This window comes from Staphylococcus chromogenes, assembly GCF_029024625.1.
Classification (GTDB): Bacteria; Bacillota; Bacilli; order Staphylococcales; family Staphylococcaceae; genus Staphylococcus; species Staphylococcus chromogenes.
Window position 1 is genome coordinate 501,761 of record NZ_CP118953.1, and the last position, 17,562, is coordinate 519,322.

The 17,562-nt window shown below is 36.3% G+C and carries 15 protein-coding genes; 7 read left to right on the plus strand and 8 right to left on the minus strand.

Features of this window, described 5'->3' with window-relative positions; all coding sequences use genetic code 11:
• Nucleotides 1-39: 39 nt before the first annotated feature.
• From PYW36_RS02180 to PYW36_RS02190, 3 genes are all read right to left on the minus strand, one after another.
• Nucleotides 40-2,160: a helix-turn-helix domain-containing protein gene (locus tag PYW36_RS02180; protein ID WP_103159532.1), complete on the minus strand. Its 2,121-nt coding sequence runs from the start codon at nucleotides 2,158-2,160 to the stop codon at nucleotides 40-42.
• 578 nt (nucleotides 2,161-2,738) lie between these two features.
• Nucleotides 2,739-3,677 carry a magnesium transporter CorA family protein gene (locus tag PYW36_RS02185; protein ID WP_103159531.1) on the minus strand — a complete coding sequence of 313 codons (939 nt, stop codon included), beginning with the start codon at nucleotides 3,675-3,677 and terminating at the stop codon, nucleotides 2,739-2,741.
• Nucleotides 3,670-4,137: a MarR family winged helix-turn-helix transcriptional regulator gene (locus PYW36_RS02190; protein ID WP_103159530.1), complete on the minus strand. Its 468-nt coding sequence runs from the start codon at nucleotides 4,135-4,137 to the stop codon at nucleotides 3,670-3,672. The genes PYW36_RS02185 and PYW36_RS02190 overlap by 8 nt, the downstream gene beginning before the upstream one ends.
• Nucleotides 4,138-4,423: 286 nt before the next feature.
• On the opposite strand from PYW36_RS02190, the gene PYW36_RS02195 reads away from it, so the two are divergent.
• The 4 genes from PYW36_RS02195 (at nucleotide 4,424) to PYW36_RS02210 (ending at nucleotide 8,619) form a co-directional block, all read left to right on the plus strand.
• Nucleotides 4,424-6,085: a Na/Pi cotransporter family protein gene (locus PYW36_RS02195; RefSeq protein WP_103159534.1), complete on the plus strand. Its 1,662-nt coding sequence runs from the start codon at nucleotides 4,424-4,426 to the stop codon at nucleotides 6,083-6,085.
• 135 nt (nucleotides 6,086-6,220) lie between these two features.
• A complete protein-coding gene (locus PYW36_RS02200) occupies nucleotides 6,221-7,459 on the plus strand; it encodes a copper resistance CopC/CopD family protein (protein ID WP_103159529.1) in 1,239 nt (412 codons plus the stop codon).
• 32 nt (nucleotides 7,460-7,491) lie between these two features.
• Nucleotides 7,492-8,103 (plus strand): YcnI family protein, encoded by a 612-nt coding sequence (locus PYW36_RS02205; protein WP_037575261.1) that lies wholly within the window; start codon nucleotides 7,492-7,494, stop codon nucleotides 8,101-8,103.
• A gap of 66 nt (nucleotides 8,104-8,169) precedes the next feature.
• Nucleotides 8,170-8,619, plus strand: a complete 450-nt coding sequence (locus PYW36_RS02210) for a DUF2871 domain-containing protein (protein ID WP_037575041.1) — start codon at nucleotides 8,170-8,172, stop codon at nucleotides 8,617-8,619.
• A gap of 80 nt (nucleotides 8,620-8,699) precedes the next feature.
• Here the strand turns inward: PYW36_RS02210 and PYW36_RS02215 are convergent, their stop codons facing one another.
• The 4 genes from PYW36_RS02215 to PYW36_RS02230 form a co-directional block, all read right to left on the minus strand.
• A complete protein-coding gene (locus PYW36_RS02215) occupies nucleotides 8,700-9,116 on the minus strand; it encodes a GNAT family N-acetyltransferase (RefSeq protein WP_103159528.1) in 417 nt (138 codons plus the stop codon).
• Between the two features lie 15 nt (nucleotides 9,117-9,131).
• Nucleotides 9,132-10,160 carry an NAD(P)/FAD-dependent oxidoreductase gene (locus tag PYW36_RS02220; RefSeq protein ID WP_103159527.1) on the minus strand — a complete coding sequence of 343 codons (1,029 nt, stop codon included), beginning with the start codon at nucleotides 10,158-10,160 and terminating at the stop codon, nucleotides 9,132-9,134.
• 122 nt (nucleotides 10,161-10,282) lie between these two features.
• Nucleotides 10,283-11,617 carry a glucose transporter GlcP gene (glcP, locus tag PYW36_RS02225; protein WP_103159526.1) on the minus strand — a complete coding sequence of 445 codons (1,335 nt, stop codon included), beginning with the start codon at nucleotides 11,615-11,617 and terminating at the stop codon, nucleotides 10,283-10,285.
• Between the two features lie 248 nt (nucleotides 11,618-11,865).
• Nucleotides 11,866-12,855: an acrylyl-CoA reductase family protein gene (locus PYW36_RS02230; protein WP_103159525.1), complete on the minus strand. Its 990-nt coding sequence runs from the start codon at nucleotides 12,853-12,855 to the stop codon at nucleotides 11,866-11,868.
• 121 nt (nucleotides 12,856-12,976) lie between these two features.
• On the opposite strand from PYW36_RS02230, the gene PYW36_RS02235 reads away from it, so the two are divergent.
• The 3 genes from PYW36_RS02235 to PYW36_RS02245 all read left to right on the plus strand — a co-directional run bounded on the left by PYW36_RS02235 (nucleotide 12,977) and on the right by PYW36_RS02245 (nucleotide 16,172).
• Entirely contained in the window at nucleotides 12,977-13,492 is a 516-nt protein-coding gene (locus PYW36_RS02235; RefSeq protein ID WP_103159524.1) for a GNAT family N-acetyltransferase, read from the plus strand.
• 79 nt (nucleotides 13,493-13,571) lie between these two features.
• Nucleotides 13,572-14,234, plus strand: coding sequence for a hypothetical protein (locus PYW36_RS02240; protein WP_103159523.1), 663 nt, complete (start codon nucleotides 13,572-13,574; stop codon nucleotides 14,232-14,234).
• Nucleotides 14,235-14,570: 336 nt separating this feature from the next.
• Nucleotides 14,571-16,172 (plus strand): L-lactate permease, encoded by a 1,602-nt coding sequence (locus PYW36_RS02245; RefSeq protein WP_103159522.1) that lies wholly within the window; start codon nucleotides 14,571-14,573, stop codon nucleotides 16,170-16,172.
• Between the two features lie 143 nt (nucleotides 16,173-16,315).
• On the opposite strand, the gene PYW36_RS02250 is transcribed toward PYW36_RS02245, so the two are convergent.
• On the minus strand, nucleotides 16,316-17,479 hold the full coding sequence (locus tag PYW36_RS02250; RefSeq protein WP_103159521.1) for a glycosyltransferase family 4 protein: 1,164 nt from the start codon (nucleotides 17,477-17,479) through the stop codon (nucleotides 16,316-16,318).
• Nucleotides 17,480-17,562: the final 83 nt, after the last annotated feature.

The window sequence follows — 17,562 nt, forward strand, 5'->3', positions numbered from 1 at the left end:
AAACTATGAGAATTACTAAAGGGAGCTAGAAGGCATATCTTATTCTAAATCATTGAATAAAGAAGTCGGTTGTTTATAAATATGAATGACTTTGAGTTGTGTCGGTAGCACCTTAATTTCTAAGGGGCCATTATTAAAATCATGAATACAAATATTTTTTCTTAAATGTTGCGTTTGTTGAATGTCTTGAATATGTTGTATTGGAATGTAAGTTTGATCATCATATTGTATCAAATTCCGGATGTTCATTGTTTCATCATCATAAGTCCGAATAATGACCAAATGTTTATCTCGAATAAAATCACTTGAGAGTTGATAGTAGGTGGGTTCATTTTGAAATTCTCTTTGACCGCCTAGCGTATTTGGCGTCAAAAAGATTGTATAATCAATATCTGTTTGTTTGTACATCGTATGATGCTGAATTTTAATATAATTATCTGTAAAAGGATGTAACAACTCTGAGATGAATGGCAACATCGTTTGCATATGGCGTGCGGTCAAGTAACCAAACTCATTCGTGTCGTCTGTTACTAACGGGATATTCATCGAAGTAAATGTTGGTGCCGTATGCATCATAAAATGCAACCAATCGCTAGGTTGATGAATGATATTTTTGTAAAACAATTTTTCAAACGCTGTTGATGTCAACCCGATTAAGGATAATGATGGCACGGATTTTTGAAGAGATGGATAGCTCATCAATTGTTGCCATTCATGCGTCATATGTTGGAAAGAGGTACTCGCATGAAGCTCATCATTGATAAAGTCGTTCACATCAAAAGTGTAGCCTGATATGGTCGTATTAAGTTTTTGCGCTTCTTCTAAAAAAGCATTTCGGTGATGAATCACGTCATGTGAGACGAGTAATTCGACTTCATATGTGTGAAATACACGAGCTAAGCGTTCTGATAAATAATCGATATCTTTAAATGTTAAAAAGCGCATATCAAACAATACGTTAACTTTAGGCAGCGCATGAGTTAAGGTAGGAATGCAATGTAAGAGCTTTTTCACCCCGTTTAAAAATTGTACTTCGAGTAAGTCAAACTCATAAAGTGAAGCAATCTTAAAGCTAAAATGTAAATGATGTGCGTTCATAAATTGAATGAGATGTTCTAATTGCTGACCTTTATTATGGGTGAGTGTCACATGTGATGCTTCTTCAAAATATAAGTAGTGCGGTTGTTTGGCGAGAACGTCTTGCATCGAATCGAAAAATTGTTGATAATGCCATAAGTCCTCCAAGCGATTCAAAGCGACTCTTATTTTAGGTAATTTAAATCTTGAGGGCTGAAGGATGGCATCAAGATCCAATTGAACTTTAGCCCCTTGTGTATGCGCTACAAATTGTTGATAGAGTCGTTGGAAAATATCTGAATTTTTTTGATGTATGACTATTTTTGAATTAACATTGGCTTGTGTTTTTTTATAAGTATATGGACTTACGCCAATGTAGTTTTTAAATTGTTTAGAGTAATTACTGTAATTTGAAAATCCAAAGTTCTGCGCAATATCATAAATTGAGTCATTATTCCATAGTAAATGTGGTAAGGATAAACTTAGCTTTAAAGTGACGGTATAGCTTTTAAAATTAAACCCGAGTTGTTCATTAAATAATATAGAGATGTAAGATGAAGACACAAAAAAACGTTGTGCTAAATCTTGAAGGGTGATTTTTTGTTCAATCTTTTCATGAATAATATTAAGGACATTGATGAGCATGTCAGATTCAACATGCATGTGTGGTAAGTATACGTTATCACAAGGCATGTAGCATTCTTTTAACATCAATTGAATGAGCGTATGTAACGTCTTAGATTGGTGTTCTGGGTTGTCATATATTAGCATAGACTGAATGTGTTCACGGAGTTGTTCATGTGCGTACAGTTTTGTATCATCAAAAAAGCCATTCATAAAATTAGACTGAACATCCATTAATAAATGGAGGGGGAGTGTTACTTTTATTAAAGCTTTTGCATGATGAATTTTAACCAAGTCACTATGATTGATAATGGCAACTTGGTAATATTGTTCTTTATTTAATCCGTTATGTTGAATTTTTAACTTTCCATCGAGAGAAAAATACAATTCTACAGCATTAAAGCAACGATATGAATCTGATTGAAATTGTTCAAATAATTCAATATGAACGCTTTGCATGTATGTGACCTCACTTACTCAAAATGTATTCTTTTGGATGACGTAGTTTAAATTTTTGCTATAAATAATTTGTATTATAGGACTTAATATATTGAGAAACAATATTCTCTCTTTTATTTTAATTTTTTCAGTACTTATTGATATAATTAGACATATAAACTTGACGTTCAAGTTAAGATAAGGATTATTTATTAAATTTGGATATAAAAAATAGATATGGAACTTCTATACGGAATGATGGAAATTGAATTTTAGAATAATGTATCTAAAATTAAGTTTTTGATGTAAGATTAAAGGCATTTGAGGAATGAAAACGAAGTGCAAGATGTCTAGATTTTAGTTTGTATTTTATAGAGAAGGCAAATAGCGTATTAAAGTAATATTTATGCAGCGAATTAAAAGTGATTTCTACGAGAAACTATCGTTGCGTGTGGCTATTATATATCATCAACGCACAACATAAGGTGAAAATTAAGCATGTGGGGTGCTGATTTGAAAGTTGGGAAAGAGATAAGCGAGAGGAAATAGCTGTTTTAGTGAAAAAATAACGAATTGGGAACGGCCCCAATTCGTTATTTTTATTTGAGCCGGTTACTGTGCCATAATAGAACTGAAGTTACAATGACTAAAACGAGCGAAATCGCAATGACGATAATCCAAGATAAACCTGATTGCGCATCAATTGGTAACGGCACGTTCATTCCAAAAAAGCTGAAAACAAGTGTCGGTAATGTCAGTAACACGGTAAAAATAGTTAATGTTTGCATCGTAGTATTTAATTGGTTTGAGAGCAATGAAGCATAGGAATTTGTCATACTCTCAACAATACGTAAATACAATTCTGTTGTTTCTATCGCTTGTTGATGTTCATTTAAGACGTCTTCCAACAACTCATCATCTTCAGAAAATCGCTTTAAAGTGGATATTCGGTACAACTTTCGATGAGTTGAGGCATTTGTCTTGAGTGATGCAATAAAATAAACAAGGCTTTTTTCAATTTCACTTAAAAAGTAAAGACGTAGATTTGTGACACGCTTTTGTAATTTAACATCGACTTGCAAACGTTCTTTATTAAGTAAGCGTAGTGCACGGTTAAACTCAGAAGACATTTCGTATAATAAATTTAAAGCAAAACGACTTTTGAACTTGAGATTAATACGTTGATAGAGCAAATGATCAAAATAATCAAAGTTGCGACTACAAATGGTAATGATCACTCCTTTACCGATAATAATCCCTAAGGGGGCAGTATGGTAACTTTTAATTTCATATTGATCATCTTTTAAAATAGGAAAGTCGCTAATAATAAGTGAATATCCGCTTTCATCGTTTTCAATACGTGAACTTTCCTCACTATCGAGCGCATCTTCTAAAAAGTCTTTTGGAAACGGAAAGTATTCTAATAAGGCCTGACTTTCCTCTTGCGTAGGTTTAACGACGTTAATCCATTGGGCATGAGACCATTCACTTGTTTCCACAATAGATAAATCTTCATTGTTACGATAGGCTTTAATCATGAGTGTCTCCTTCTTCATGGTTTGATTTTAAGTGACGTATATCTTGAAAGCCTTGCCTCACTTCTGCAAAGCCTTCCATTATGTCGTACCAATTCTCACCACGGGCATTTTTTATCTTTTTAAATAACTCACTTTGAGCTTGGTTTAACTTTGCAATCAATGCTTTACCTTTTTCTGTAGGATATAAACATTTTAGTCGTCGATCCCTAATATCAGGTTCTTCGTAAATCAAATCACTTTCTTTTAATAACTTTAATGTCGCATGTGAACCTTGTTTTGAAATCTCTAAGTTCTCAAGTAGTTTTTTAATTGTAATCCCTGGAAGTTTATTAATGAAAAACAAAAAGCGGTGATGTTGTCGGCTTAAACCGTATTCCTTAATGATATCATCCGCAGTTTCTGTAAAAGTCATATAGGCATAATAAAATAATAAGAGTTCATAATCATTTTGTTGGCTCATAATCGACGTCCTTTTTTTCGATAATGATTTTATTATAATGGAGTTTACGCTTGGTGTCATGGTAAAGTCGTAGGATTTTTGATTTTGGATTGTGTATTTTATGTAACTAATGTAAACTCAAAAGATGTGTCATATTTATAGTAAATTGTTAGTTAAGACGAATGACTTCACATTATTAGTGGCATAATCCACGCAATGTAATCATTTTTTACGTAATCTTAACATTAAATTTACAAATATAAGCGATAATCGAACTATAAAGCTTAATAGAGGTGAAATAATGGAAATGTCGGTTATGGAAGTCATCTTTTCCTTTTTAGGCGGTTTAGGGATTTTCCTTTACGGTTTAAAAGTTATGGGAGATGGGCTTCAAGCTTCAGCAGGAGATAGGCTACGAAATATTTTAAACAAGTTTACTTCGAATCCTATATTGGGTGTCATCGCAGGGATTGTAGTAACAGTTTTAATTCAAAGTAGCTCAGGAACAACAGTGATAACAATTGGACTCGTCACAGCAGGTTTTATGACATTGAAACAAGCCATAGGGGTCATTATGGGCGCCAATATTGGTACGACTGTCACAGCTTTTATTATTGGTATTGATTTAGGAGAATATGCAATGCCAATATTAGCACTTGGAGCTTTCTTAATCTTTTTCTTCAAACGATCTAAAGTGAACAATATCGGCCGCATATTATTTGGTTTCGGTTCTTTATTCTTTGGTTTAGAGTTTATGGGCGGTGCTGTAAAACCTTTAGCAGAGTTAGATGGATTTAAGCAATTGATGCTGGATATGTCGTCTAATCCATTACTTGGAATATTTGTGGGTACGGCATTAACAGCCGTCGTTCAAAGTTCAAGTGCAACGATTGGTATTTTGCAAGAGTTCTACCAACAAAACATGATCAGCTTAGATGCTGCGATCCCTGTGTTATTAGGAGATAACATTGGTACAACGATTACAGCCGTACTAGCAAGCTTAGCAGGCTCACTTGCAGCAAAGCGTGCTGCATTCGTACATGTTATTTTCAACGTGATTGGTGTCATCATCTTTTCAATCTTTTTACCTATCGTCACCCATCTGGTTGGGTTGTTACAAGAAACGTGGCATTTAAAACCAGCTATGGCAATTGCTTTTGCGCACGGTGCATTCAACGTGACAAATACATTAATTCAATTGCCGTTTGTGGCAGTGCTTGCATGGATTGTTACTAAGATTGTTCCAGGTAAAGATATTACTGAAGACTATAAACCGCAACATTTAAATAAAGACCTTGTTTACCATGCGCCTGGCGTGGCTTTACAAGAAACACAAAAGGAACTACAAAATGTAGGGAATATTGTGACTTCAATGTTTGATGACGTGAAACATACGTCAAAAGTTGACAAAAAGCTTGTCAAAAAACTAGAACAAAAACATCAAGCGGTTGAAACCATCAACGACAGTATTCGCAGTTATCTCGTTCGAATTTCGACTAAAGATATCAATAAAGGAGATGTCGAACGCTTAGCCGTGATGTTTGATGTGAATCGCTCAATTTTAAAAGTGGCCGATTTGATTAAAGAGTATGTTGAACAAATTGACCGCAAACATCAAAAAGAGATTTATTTAACAGATGATGCGCAACGTGGCGTTGAAAAGTTACTGCATCATGTTACGGAATCTTTTGATAAATCGATTGAAATGCTAGACGTCTATGACACAACGAAAAAAGATGAAATCGTCGAGCGCAGTCGAGAATCATTTAACATTGAACATAAATTACGTAAAGGGCACATTAAACGTCTGAATCGTGGGGAATGTTCGACTGATGGCGGTTTAATCTACATCGATATGATTGGAGTATTAGAACGTATCGGTTACCATTCACGAAATATTTCTGAATCATTAGTAGGATTAAATGATGACGTACCTACAGATGAAGAAATTGCGACACATGAAATATAAAATTTCAAGAGACTTGACTCACAAAAAGTGAGGCCAAGTCTCTTTTTTACAATTCTTTGAACGTTATTAAAAGTTATTGTTTTCAATAAAGGGTTTGATAAAATTGTGCTTATGTGAACTTTAAGGGGGGGTAAGATGAAGCATTTTCAAATGTACATAAAAGGGTTGCTTTTTGTGTTTATGCTCGTTTTTGGGATAGGAGGGCAATTCAATGTCGCGTCCGCGCATGCATCACTTGAACATGCAGAACCGTCAGAAAAAGCCGTTGTCTCTTCTTCACCAAAAGAAATCAAACTTGAAATGAGCGAACCGGTCAATATGACCTATACACATCTAACGCTGTACAATGATCGAGGAAAAGAAATCAAAGCGATTCAACCCAATGAAAAAAACTATTCCAAGGTGATTACGTTTTCCACAGAGGAATTACAAGAGGGGACTTATCTTGTGGAATGGGAAACGGTGGCACAAGATGGGCATGATATGAAAGGACACTACCTCTTTTCAGTGGGGCATGAGACGGCCTCTTCAGTTGAGCCGACCTCTTCGCTTTTAACGGATACAACATTTTGGTGGGGCGCCATGCGTTTTATTTTGCAAAGTCTCTTACTCGTACTTGTGGGATTCCATGCTGTGAATCGTCTCATGGAAAGACAAGAATTACCAACTTATTCCATCAAATCTCGTGCGATGACGTGGATTTTATTTATGGTGACCTTAGCCACAGGAATTTTGTATTTAATGACGTTACCGCAACAAGTGATTAATGAGATTCTGACGCTTAATTTTGGCACGTGGAAACAATTTCCATTTATTATTTCAGTCGTTGCGCTTATGACACTCATCATTTTATACGCTTTACGGAATATGGAAAAAATTTGGTATGATTTGATGCCGATTTTAATCATCATAGCGATGGCGATTTCTGGACATGTTTGGGCGCAAACGTATCCGATATATTCCATTCTTATTCGCTCATTGCACCTATTTGCAATAGCGTTATGGTTAGGGAGTTTAGTCTATTTAGTATTTTACATATTTGCACGACATCGTCATTCATATGTACTAATTTTGAAAGATATTTTATTTAAACTCAACGTGACTGCAGTGACAACGATTATTTTAACAGGTTTACTCATGACGTTAGATTTAACGTCTTTACCACGTTTATTAAGCCATTTCTCGACGTATAGTGGTTTATGGTACACAAAACTTATCGTGACTTTTGTGATGATGGCACTAGGAGGCTTCCAAACGTTTAAAGTCATGAAAAATAAAAAATCCATACATGGGCCATTACTCTATATTGAACTCGGATTAGGAATACTTTTAATTCTTGTCGGCGTTGTGATGAGTCAAATTGAGATTTTATAAATGAAGAGGTGGACAAATTGAAAAGTTTAAAGATGATTGGTAGTACTATTTTTGCGAGTATTTTATTAGGGACATTTTCTCAAGCGGAAGCGCATGTGACGTTAAATCCAAACCAAAGTGAACCGGGATCATATGATGAATATAACGTGCGTGTTCCAGTTGAACGCTCAGTGCCAACGACGAAACTTGAACTAGAAGTCCCAGATGAGCTCTCTTTATCTAGTGTAGAACCTGTACCAGGTTTTAAACATTCTTTTAAAAAAGACAAAAAAGACAATATTAAAAAAGTGACATGGGAAGCGACGGGAAAAGGAATTGGAGAGCATGAACATGTCGATTTTCCTATTGTGGTTGCTAATCCCGAAAAAGAAGGCGAGTATAAATGGAAAGCTATTCAAACATATAAAGATGGTAAACAAGTAAAATGGGTCGAAGATAATCCGGATAGTGAGCATCCGGCTCCCGTAACGGAAGTTAAAAAAGGAAGCGGTGATGGCAGCGGGCATTCACATCATCAGGAAGAAGAGACCAAAGCACAATCACAAGCGGTTAGTCCAGCACTGTGGATCGTTTCAATATTAGCCTTAATTTTATCGCTAGTAGCCTTATTTAAACGTTATTTACCTAGAAATAAAGACAAATAATTGACATTGACACGTCTTTGGGGAGTCGTCATAATGAATGTGAATAAGATTGGAGTTGAATCCTAAATGAAACGTATTTTGTACACATTCATGTTTTATACGACACTCGGCTTACTAAGCGGTTTTGCGTATCGTGAAATTACAGTTCATTACAATTTTACGGGTGACACACAGATGAGTGTTATGCATACCCATCTACTCACATTAGGAATGTTTATGTTTTTAATGTTAATCCCTATCGAAAAACTCTTTAAAATCAGTAGTTATTATCTGTTTAATTGGTTTTTCATCATTTATAATATCGGGGTACTTGTGACGGTAGGCATGCAGTTTACAAAAGGATTTATGCAAGTTTCGCACCAAACCATATCACCAAGTCTTGCTGGTTTTGCAGGCATCGGACATGTCACAATTACAGCAGGATTTATTTTGTTGTTCTTTTTATTAAGACAAGCGATTTTAACAGAACCTCGTGACGGCGAACCTCTCGTAAAACGAAAAAAGAAGAAAAAATAATGATGAAACATGAGAAAGCGTGGCACAGACTTCTTATCCAAGAGGTTTGTGTCACGCTTTTTTTGAAAGTAGATGAAATTTTAAGAATGGTATGTATAATGATAAGACATTCCTCTTGAGAGAGGTTCAGTCAAGCGAAAGCCAAATTGTGCGTATAAATTTTCAGCTGGATGATCTGCGATGAGGCTAACATAGGTGCCGGGAAGCTTAATGTTGTCGATATAGTTCATGATGTCTTGCATGATTTGTTTGGCATAACCGTGACCTTGATAATGGGGATGCACCGCAATATCGATAATTTGAAAAGCTGTGGCGCCATCTCCAATAATACGTCCCATTCCGATGAGTTGTGTATCGTCATAAAGCGTTACCGTATGCCAAGCGTGTTGTAGACCTATTACCGCTGCCTCAAGACTTTTTTCACTGAGCCCGCATACTTTACGTAAAGCGCAATAATCTTCTGGCATTGGAATGTGGTGGGTAAGCTGTACCGACATTGTTAATCCTCTCCTTTATTTAGGTAAAAATGCTTTGTTAGCCTGTTTGAAAACAGGGTTATGGCTAGACACATAACCTTCTTTTGGGTCTTGTGGGCTAATATAATTTTTAGCGCTATTCGCCGCATGACCGGCATCACTAAAGGCACTTGTGATGAGATGAATTTTTGCTGGGTGTTGTAAAATATCGCCACATGCAAAGACACCGTCAATATTGGTTTTAGAGTTGCCGTGACCTTGAATATAAGTGTGATCTACCATATTAATTTTGAGTGAAGCCTCGTTCAATAACTCGAGTTGGCGATCAAAACCATGGCTAATAATCACTTCGTCAGCTTGGACTTTTATCTTTTCCCCTGTGAACAGGTGCGTTAACGTAACCTTCTCAATCAAATGGGAAGCGTTTGATGGGCTTTCTAAGTCGGTAATCATCATATTCGAATGACATTTCACCTTTAAAGACTTCAAATTTTGCATCGTCGCTTCATGACCGGAGACGTCGTTACGCCGATAGACCAATGTGACTGATTGCGCAATAGGTGCGAGTGCTTCTGCCCAATCAAGCGCTGTATTGCCTCCTCCAGAAATCAAGACGTTTTTGCCTCTGAAATGCTCATATCGAGGGACTACATAGTGTAAATTCATGAGTTCAAATCGATGGGCATGTTCAATTTCAAGGCGCTGGGGCTTAATAATCCCAGCACCAATCGCAATGATGACAGATTTTGAAGTATAAACTTTCCCAGATTCAGTGACGACTTCAAAATGATGCTCGGCCATTTTTCTTATATCAGTGACTTTTGTTTCTAAAATAACTTCAGGATTGAAATGTAGCCCTTGTTCAATAATATCTTGTGTAATGGCTTCACATGTTTTAGGTGCCACACCCCCAATATCCCAAATTATTTTTTCGGGGTATAAGCGCATTTTTCCGCCTAGTTTCTCTTGAGCGTCAATGATTTGCACGTCCATTCCACGTAATCCTGCGTAAAAACTGGCATATAAACCAGCAGGGCCGCCCCCGATAATTGTGACATCTTTCATAATGATTCCCTCATTTCTTATAGTGCTTTTATTATCTTATAAATGAGAATAATTATCAATGAAGAGACTAAAAAAGCATCTGCCTACTTCACCCGAAAGTGAAAGGCAAATGCTTTGTCTAATTATTTTTGTGCAGATTGACCACGTAAATCCGCCTCAATTTGTTCTAAGCTGCGACCGCGTGTTTCCGGTAAAAACTTCATTACAAAGAAGAATGCAATAATACCAATAACAGCAAAGATGAGGAAGACTTGTTGGACGTTTAAAACACTGCTGATAATTGGGAACAAGTAAGCTACGAGTAAACTTCCGATAGATAACACAAGTGCTGCAATCCCTGTTGCCGCACCACGTGCACGCATTGGGAATAACTCTGGTAACATTACCCATAATACTGGACCCCAAGAAAGGCCAAAGAACACGATAAATAACGCTAAGCAAACAATGATAATCCATACGGAAGCATCAACGCCTAAAAGCCAAATCAGTAAACTCATCGCTAATAATGAGAAGACCATGCCTAAGTTACCCATCATTAACAATTTCTTACGGTCAATTTTATCAATGATTAAAATCGCTACAATTGTAACGAGTACATTCACTACACCGATACCTACAGTACTTAAAATAGATGCGGAGTCACCGAGACCCGCTTTATGGAAAATCGTCGGTGCATAGTGAATAATCGCATTAATTCCAATCAATTGTTGAAGTAAAGCAAACACAGAACCAATAATAATTGTTGTACGTAACCATGGTGATTTCAAGACATCCCAAGTGCTTTCTGAAATAGAACTGATTTTTTTCATGTTCGCAATTTCGATATCGATTTCATGATCAGGATATGTGAGTTTCATCACATCACGTGCTGCTTTTTCTCCACGTTTTTCTAAAAGCCAACGTGGACTTTCAGGCATAAAGATAACACCTATCATTAAGATTAAAGAAGGGACGACAGCTAAACCTAACATCCAACGCCACGCTTCAAAGGGTGATAATGCATAGTTGACGAGGTATGAAGATAAAATCCCAATCGTAATCATAAGTTGGTTTAATGAACTTAAAGAGCCACGCGCATCGGTTGGCGCAAGTTCAGATAAATACACAGGAACAATAGCTGTTGAACCCCCAACAGCGAGTCCAATAATGAAACGACCTAAAACAACGATTTCAACCGTTGGTGCTAAAGCGAGGACGAGTGTGCCAACAATAAAAATGATAGAAATTATAAAGACAAGACGACGACGTCCTAATTTTTCTGATAAGGGTCCGCTAAATCCGGAACCAAAAATAGCACCAAATAACATTGAAGCAACCACGAGTCCTTGCATACTTGGTGTTAACGGAATGTCATTTTTCAAATACAATAACGCCCCTGAAATGACGCCCATATCATACCCATAGAGCAATCCGCCTAAAGCTCCAATAAAGAATATAAGCTTTTTATTGATTTTCATCAGGTAACCTCCAATTAATTCAGTATGGATATAAGTATACGCTTTCAACAATAATACGTAAATTATAATTTTCCAACATATGAGAATAATTAGTGTTTTATTTTATCGAATTTATGACAATTGAAAACGCTAAAAATAAATACTTTCGTTTGTTAGATGTATGAAATGAAAAAGTGAAACACAAATGATATTAAAAGTGCCCTCAAAATAAGTTATGAAAACCAATGATGAGGGCAAATATACGTGGTTTAAGTTGTCATTTTAATGACAATACGACCATGGACTTGATTATCTTTTAATGCTTGGAGATGTGTTTCTAGCTCTTCAAAAGGTACAACTGTTTTTATATCATGTAACTGTTGTGGTTTTAAATCAGTAGCTAAGCGGCGCCATAGAAGAAGACGACGTTTCATTGGGAAATTCACTGAATCAACACCTAATAGTTTCACGCCGCGTAAAATGAATGGGAATACAGAACTTTGGAAATCTACACCACTTACATTCCCGCTTAATGCAATCGCACCATGGGGTAAAACATGTTTTAAACATTCTCCTACAGTAGGCCCCCCTACTGGATCGACAATCGCTTGCCATTGTGATGATTGAAGCGGTTTGTCTGTAACTTCTTCTAAACGGTCGATGACTTCACGTGCACCGAGTGATTTTAGCCAATCATACTGTTCAGTTTGACTTGAGCTTGCGGTCACTTTATAGTTTAGCGCATTGAGCATCATTGTAGCGAGCGCACCGACGCCTCCAGTTGCACCTCGGACAAGCACAGGGCCACCACCAGAAGTGATTTTATTATCTTCTAATAATTGAATCGAAACGGCTGCAGTAAATCCTGCCGTACCGATAATCATCGCTTCTTCTAATGTCAGTCCTTTTGGAAGTGGCACAAGCCAATCTCCTTTTACACGTGCGATTTCACTATATCCACCCGCATGCGCAACACCTAAATCATATCCAGTAGCAATGACTTCATCACCTTCTTTAAATGACGGATGATGTGAATCAATGACAACCCCGGCAAGGTCGATACCCGGAATCATCGGGTAATTGCGAATGATTTTGTTATCATTTTGTACTGATAACATATCTTTATAATTTAAACTTGAATAATGCACCTGAATCGTTACGTCACCTTCAGGCAAATCAGACATGGTTAATGTTTTAAAGGAACCTTTGATATTTCCGTTTTGCTCATTTAATACATAAGCTTTAAATGAATATGTCATAAGTAACCCCTCTCAAATTTTTACTTTCACACTTTACCATTTAAAATAGTGTATGACAACGATGTTGCAACATAATTTACTTTCGAATATAGTTAGGCAAAAGAATGAAGGGGATGAAAACATGGATTTTAAAATTAGAAAAGTAGAAACACATGAGATTGAAACATTAAGAAGGGTCAGTATAGAAACATTTCATGAAACTTATGCTGAAGATTATGATGAAAAATTATTTCAAGACTATTATCAAGATGAAATGTCGCACGCACAATTGTTAAAAGAATTGGAAAACCCACAATCTGTGTTTTATTTTGTATTGTACCAAGAGGAGATTGCCGGTTATTTCAAAATCAATATTGGAGAAGCACAAACAGAACCTTTTGGGGTAGATTATGCAGAACTACAAAGAATTTATTTATATCCCTCATTTCAACGTATGAAGTTAGGCCAATATATGTTTGAACAAGTAAAACAAATCGCAAAACAACTCCATAAAACCTACTTATGGTTAGGAGTGTGGAGTGAAAATCATGCAGCTATCGCATTTTATGAAAAACAAGGACTGACGAAAATAGGGGAACACGAGTTTAAAATGGGGGACCACGTAGACATTGATTGGACGATGGCACTTAAATTGTAAAAGTCTTCAGATAAATTTATAAAAAAATGTTATAATACAAACGAAAGTAATTTTTTTATCATAAAGGAGGCACAATGTTGTGAAAAAATGGTTAGCAAGTTTTATGGCACTGTCTTTGATTCTAGCTGCGTGTGGTCAAACCGATGACGATGAGACAAAGAAAAATGATTCCTCTTCATCTAAAACGGAACAACATCCATCTAAAGACCATTCAAAAACTAAGGATAGTAAAGACAAAACAACAAATGAAAAGGCGACATCTCAAGAAGATGAAAATCAAGCAACTTCTGATAGTTCTGGTCACCAAGAAACAACGCAAAGCAACTCCAGTTCTCCTCAGTCCACACAAGACAATCAAAATATGAATCGCCCAGAACAACATCAATCAAATTCTAACGCTTCAAATCAAGAGAATACACAACAGGGTCAATCCTATGTGGCGCCTTATCACGGACAAAACGTTGTTCCTGTGGCACAAAATTTAGCGCAAAATCCTGTAAATCAACAACAAGCATTAAAACAACTTCCGAATTTCCAAACCTCATTAGATGTTGCACAAAAAGAAGTGACAGCTTTAAATGGACAACAAAATCCGTACAATGATTATGCCATTCAAAGCGAAGGTGGAAAATATCATTATATTTTTAGCTTTTTAAATCAATCGCAACCCGGAACATATATGATTGTTACCGTCGATCAATCTGGAAATCCTCGTATTATTGATCCTGCATATCGTCAATAATATTGGAAACAATCTTAACAACGGGGAAGGATATTTCATCTTTCCTCGTAATTTTACATATCGCTCTATACTTGAGGGTGTCGTTTTAAAGGAAAAGAAGGGGGAGCATTGGGCATTTTCAACGTTGCCAATCTAAAATATTAAGCAAGTTACAGGTACTTTTTACACGTTCCATTCTAAATTAATTGAATTGTAAAAATAGTGTAAAAAGGGGCTAAAAAAATGCCTTCAACCTATTGAATTGTGTACAAAGCAATGGTATATTCTATATGTGAAATAATTCACATTAAAAAGTAAGTAATGACACAAATATAAAACAAAGGAAGATGATTTAGGATGTTAGTTCACAGTTATGATCCATTTCAAAACCTTGCAATTTCTGCATTAATTGCAAGTATCCCCATTATACTATTTTTACTATGTTTAACCCTATTTAAAATGAAAGGGATTTACGCAGCGATTACAACATTAGCTGTTACAATCGTTATCACATTATTTATATTTAAACTTCCAGTAGGCAATGTCTCTGGTGGTATTATTGAAGGTTTCTATCAAGGTATTTTACCTATCGGTTTCATCGTAATGATGGCAGTTTGGTTGTATAAGTTAACGACAGCAACGGGTCAATTTTCTGTCATTCAAGATAGTATTACGGCGATTTCCGAAGACCAACGTATTCAATTATTACTTATCGGTTTTGCCTTCAACGCATTTTTAGAAGGTGTTGCTGGTTTCGGTGTGCCGATTGCGATTTGTGCCGTATTATTAATTCAATTAGGATTCAAACCATTACAAGCAGCGATGCTTTGTTTAGTGGCAAATGGTGCTGCAGGTGCTTATGGTGCGATTGGTATACCAGTAGGTGTTGTTGACACATTAAATTTACCTGGTGGCATTACAGCATTAAGTGTGTCTCAAGCCTTAAACTTAACATTACCTATTTTAAGTATTGTAACACCATTCTTATTAGTCTTTATTATTGATGGTTTTAAAGGCATTAAAGAAACGCTCCCTGCAATTTTAGTCATGGTCATTCCATTTGTAGCGTTGCAAATTATTTTCAACCAATTTTTAGGACCTGAACTCGTAGATATTATTCCACCACTTGCAGCAATGGGTGCGTTGGCTTTATTCTCTAAAAAGTTCCAACCGAAACACATTTTCAGACTCAATGAAAACGAACAACATACAACGACAAAACATGCTTTCAAAGACATTGTATATGCATGGAGTCCATTTATCATATTAACAATTTTAGTATTAATTTGGAGTTCTAAATCTTTCAAAGGTTTATTCCTTGAAGGTGGCGCACTCTCGTTCTTAAACATTCAATTTCCAATTCCTGGCACAATGAATGATGTGACAAACCAACCTGTCATGTTAACATTTAACATCATTGCACAAACAGGTATGGCCTTATTAATTGCAGGTATTATTACGATTTTACTTTCAAAACAAGTGAATTTTAAACAAGCGTTCTCTCTATTAGGAGAAGCATTTAAAGAATTATGGTTACCAATTCTTACAATTTGTTTTATTTTGGCAATTGCCAAATTAACAACATACGGTGGTTTAACAAGTGCAATGGGACAAGCGATTGCTAAAACAGGTGCCGTCTTCCCATTCTTATCACCTATTTTAGGATGGATTGGGGTATTTATGACAGGTTCTGTTGTGAATAACAATGTTCTGTTCGCACCAATTCAAGCTTCAGTAGCACCGCAAGTGGGTACGAGTGGTGCATTACTTGTAGGGGCTAACACAGCGGGTGGTGCGATTGCGAAATTAATTTCACCACAGTCTATAGCGATTGCCACAGCAGCTGTTAAAGAGGTTGGTCAAGAATCAGCATTATTGAAAATGACACTTAAATACAGTGTAGGTTTACTCGTCTTCTTCTGTATTTGGACACTGATCTTATCTTTCTTCCTTAGCTAATTAAAAAAGGGTTCGGACAATGATTCGTCCGAGCCCTTTTTGGCTCTCTGTCAAATTGAACTGGTCATATTAAATTAAGGAGTTAGGCAATGATGGATTGCTTAACTCCTTTTTTCGTTATGCGAGCATAACGTCTTGAACATTTATGCCATGACATAATCAATGACTTTTTTGAACTGATGATAAATATGGTCTGGTGAATAATATTCTACGGTTTTATAAGCATTTGAAAGGACAGGTCCAATTTGTCTAGCATGATGCATCTCAATGACTTCAAGTATTTGATGCGCAAGTTTTTCGGTGCGCTTTGCCGGCACGAGAAACCCATTTTGGCGATGTGTGATGAGCGACTCAGGACCAGTATTGCCATCAAAACTGATGACGACGCTTCCTTGATTCATCGCTTCTAAAATCGTCATGCCGAAACCTTCATTTCGCGAGGGCACTACTGTAATTTTACTCATTGCGATTTTCGTACTTAATTGATCGGTCGTAGATTTGAGAAAAATTAAATCTTGTAATTGGGCGTAGCCGATATGTTGCGCTAATGCTTCTTTTTCTTTACCATCTCCGTAAATATCTAACGTATAGCCATAATCTCTTAGCTCATCTTGAATGTTGTAGATGGCATCTACTAATAAATCAAACCCCTTTTCGTATTCAAAGCGCCCAGCAGCTATAATTTTGTTCTCTTTCATTAATTTGAGACGCTTTTCATCTATCATGTTGGAGACGACAAAAATAGGGGTATTGACGGAAGATTGATAACGTTGTCGATCACTTTCAGTTAATGTCGTCACGGCATCTAATCGTGCATAGCTTTCTTTAATTTTTAATTTAAGCGCAGCCGAATGCGCATCGAAGTTCATATGTTCCATCCCAATCGTTTTTTGAGAGGTATGGGCATATTGGGCAATTAACAGATTATGACTAGGACGCGTACCGACTAAAATATCACTTTGGTGATGTTGAATCGCAGAGATGATTTTTTTCTCAACATAGCTAGAATACTGCTCGAAGCCTGGCTCAAGCTGGGTTAAAATTTTGGGCTTAAGAAGAGGGGTATATTTACGAATACGGTTGGCGAGAAGCGGTATCGTGTTACGTGGATGAAGTTGATAATTGACAAGCGTTTGAACTTTCACACGTTCATCTAAAGGAAAATAAGGCTTAGATTTATTGCAGAATATAGAAATAATCGTGACCTTATGACCTTGTCGCACTAATTGATTCGCTAGATTCGTAATTGTTTTTACAGTGCCACCGACCGCATAAATATTATGCATTAAAAAAGTGATAGACTTCATGACGCATCCCTCAATTTGTATATTTTAAGCTTATTATAGCATGCATAATTTCATAGGTGATAATAAAGTGCGATTAAATTGTA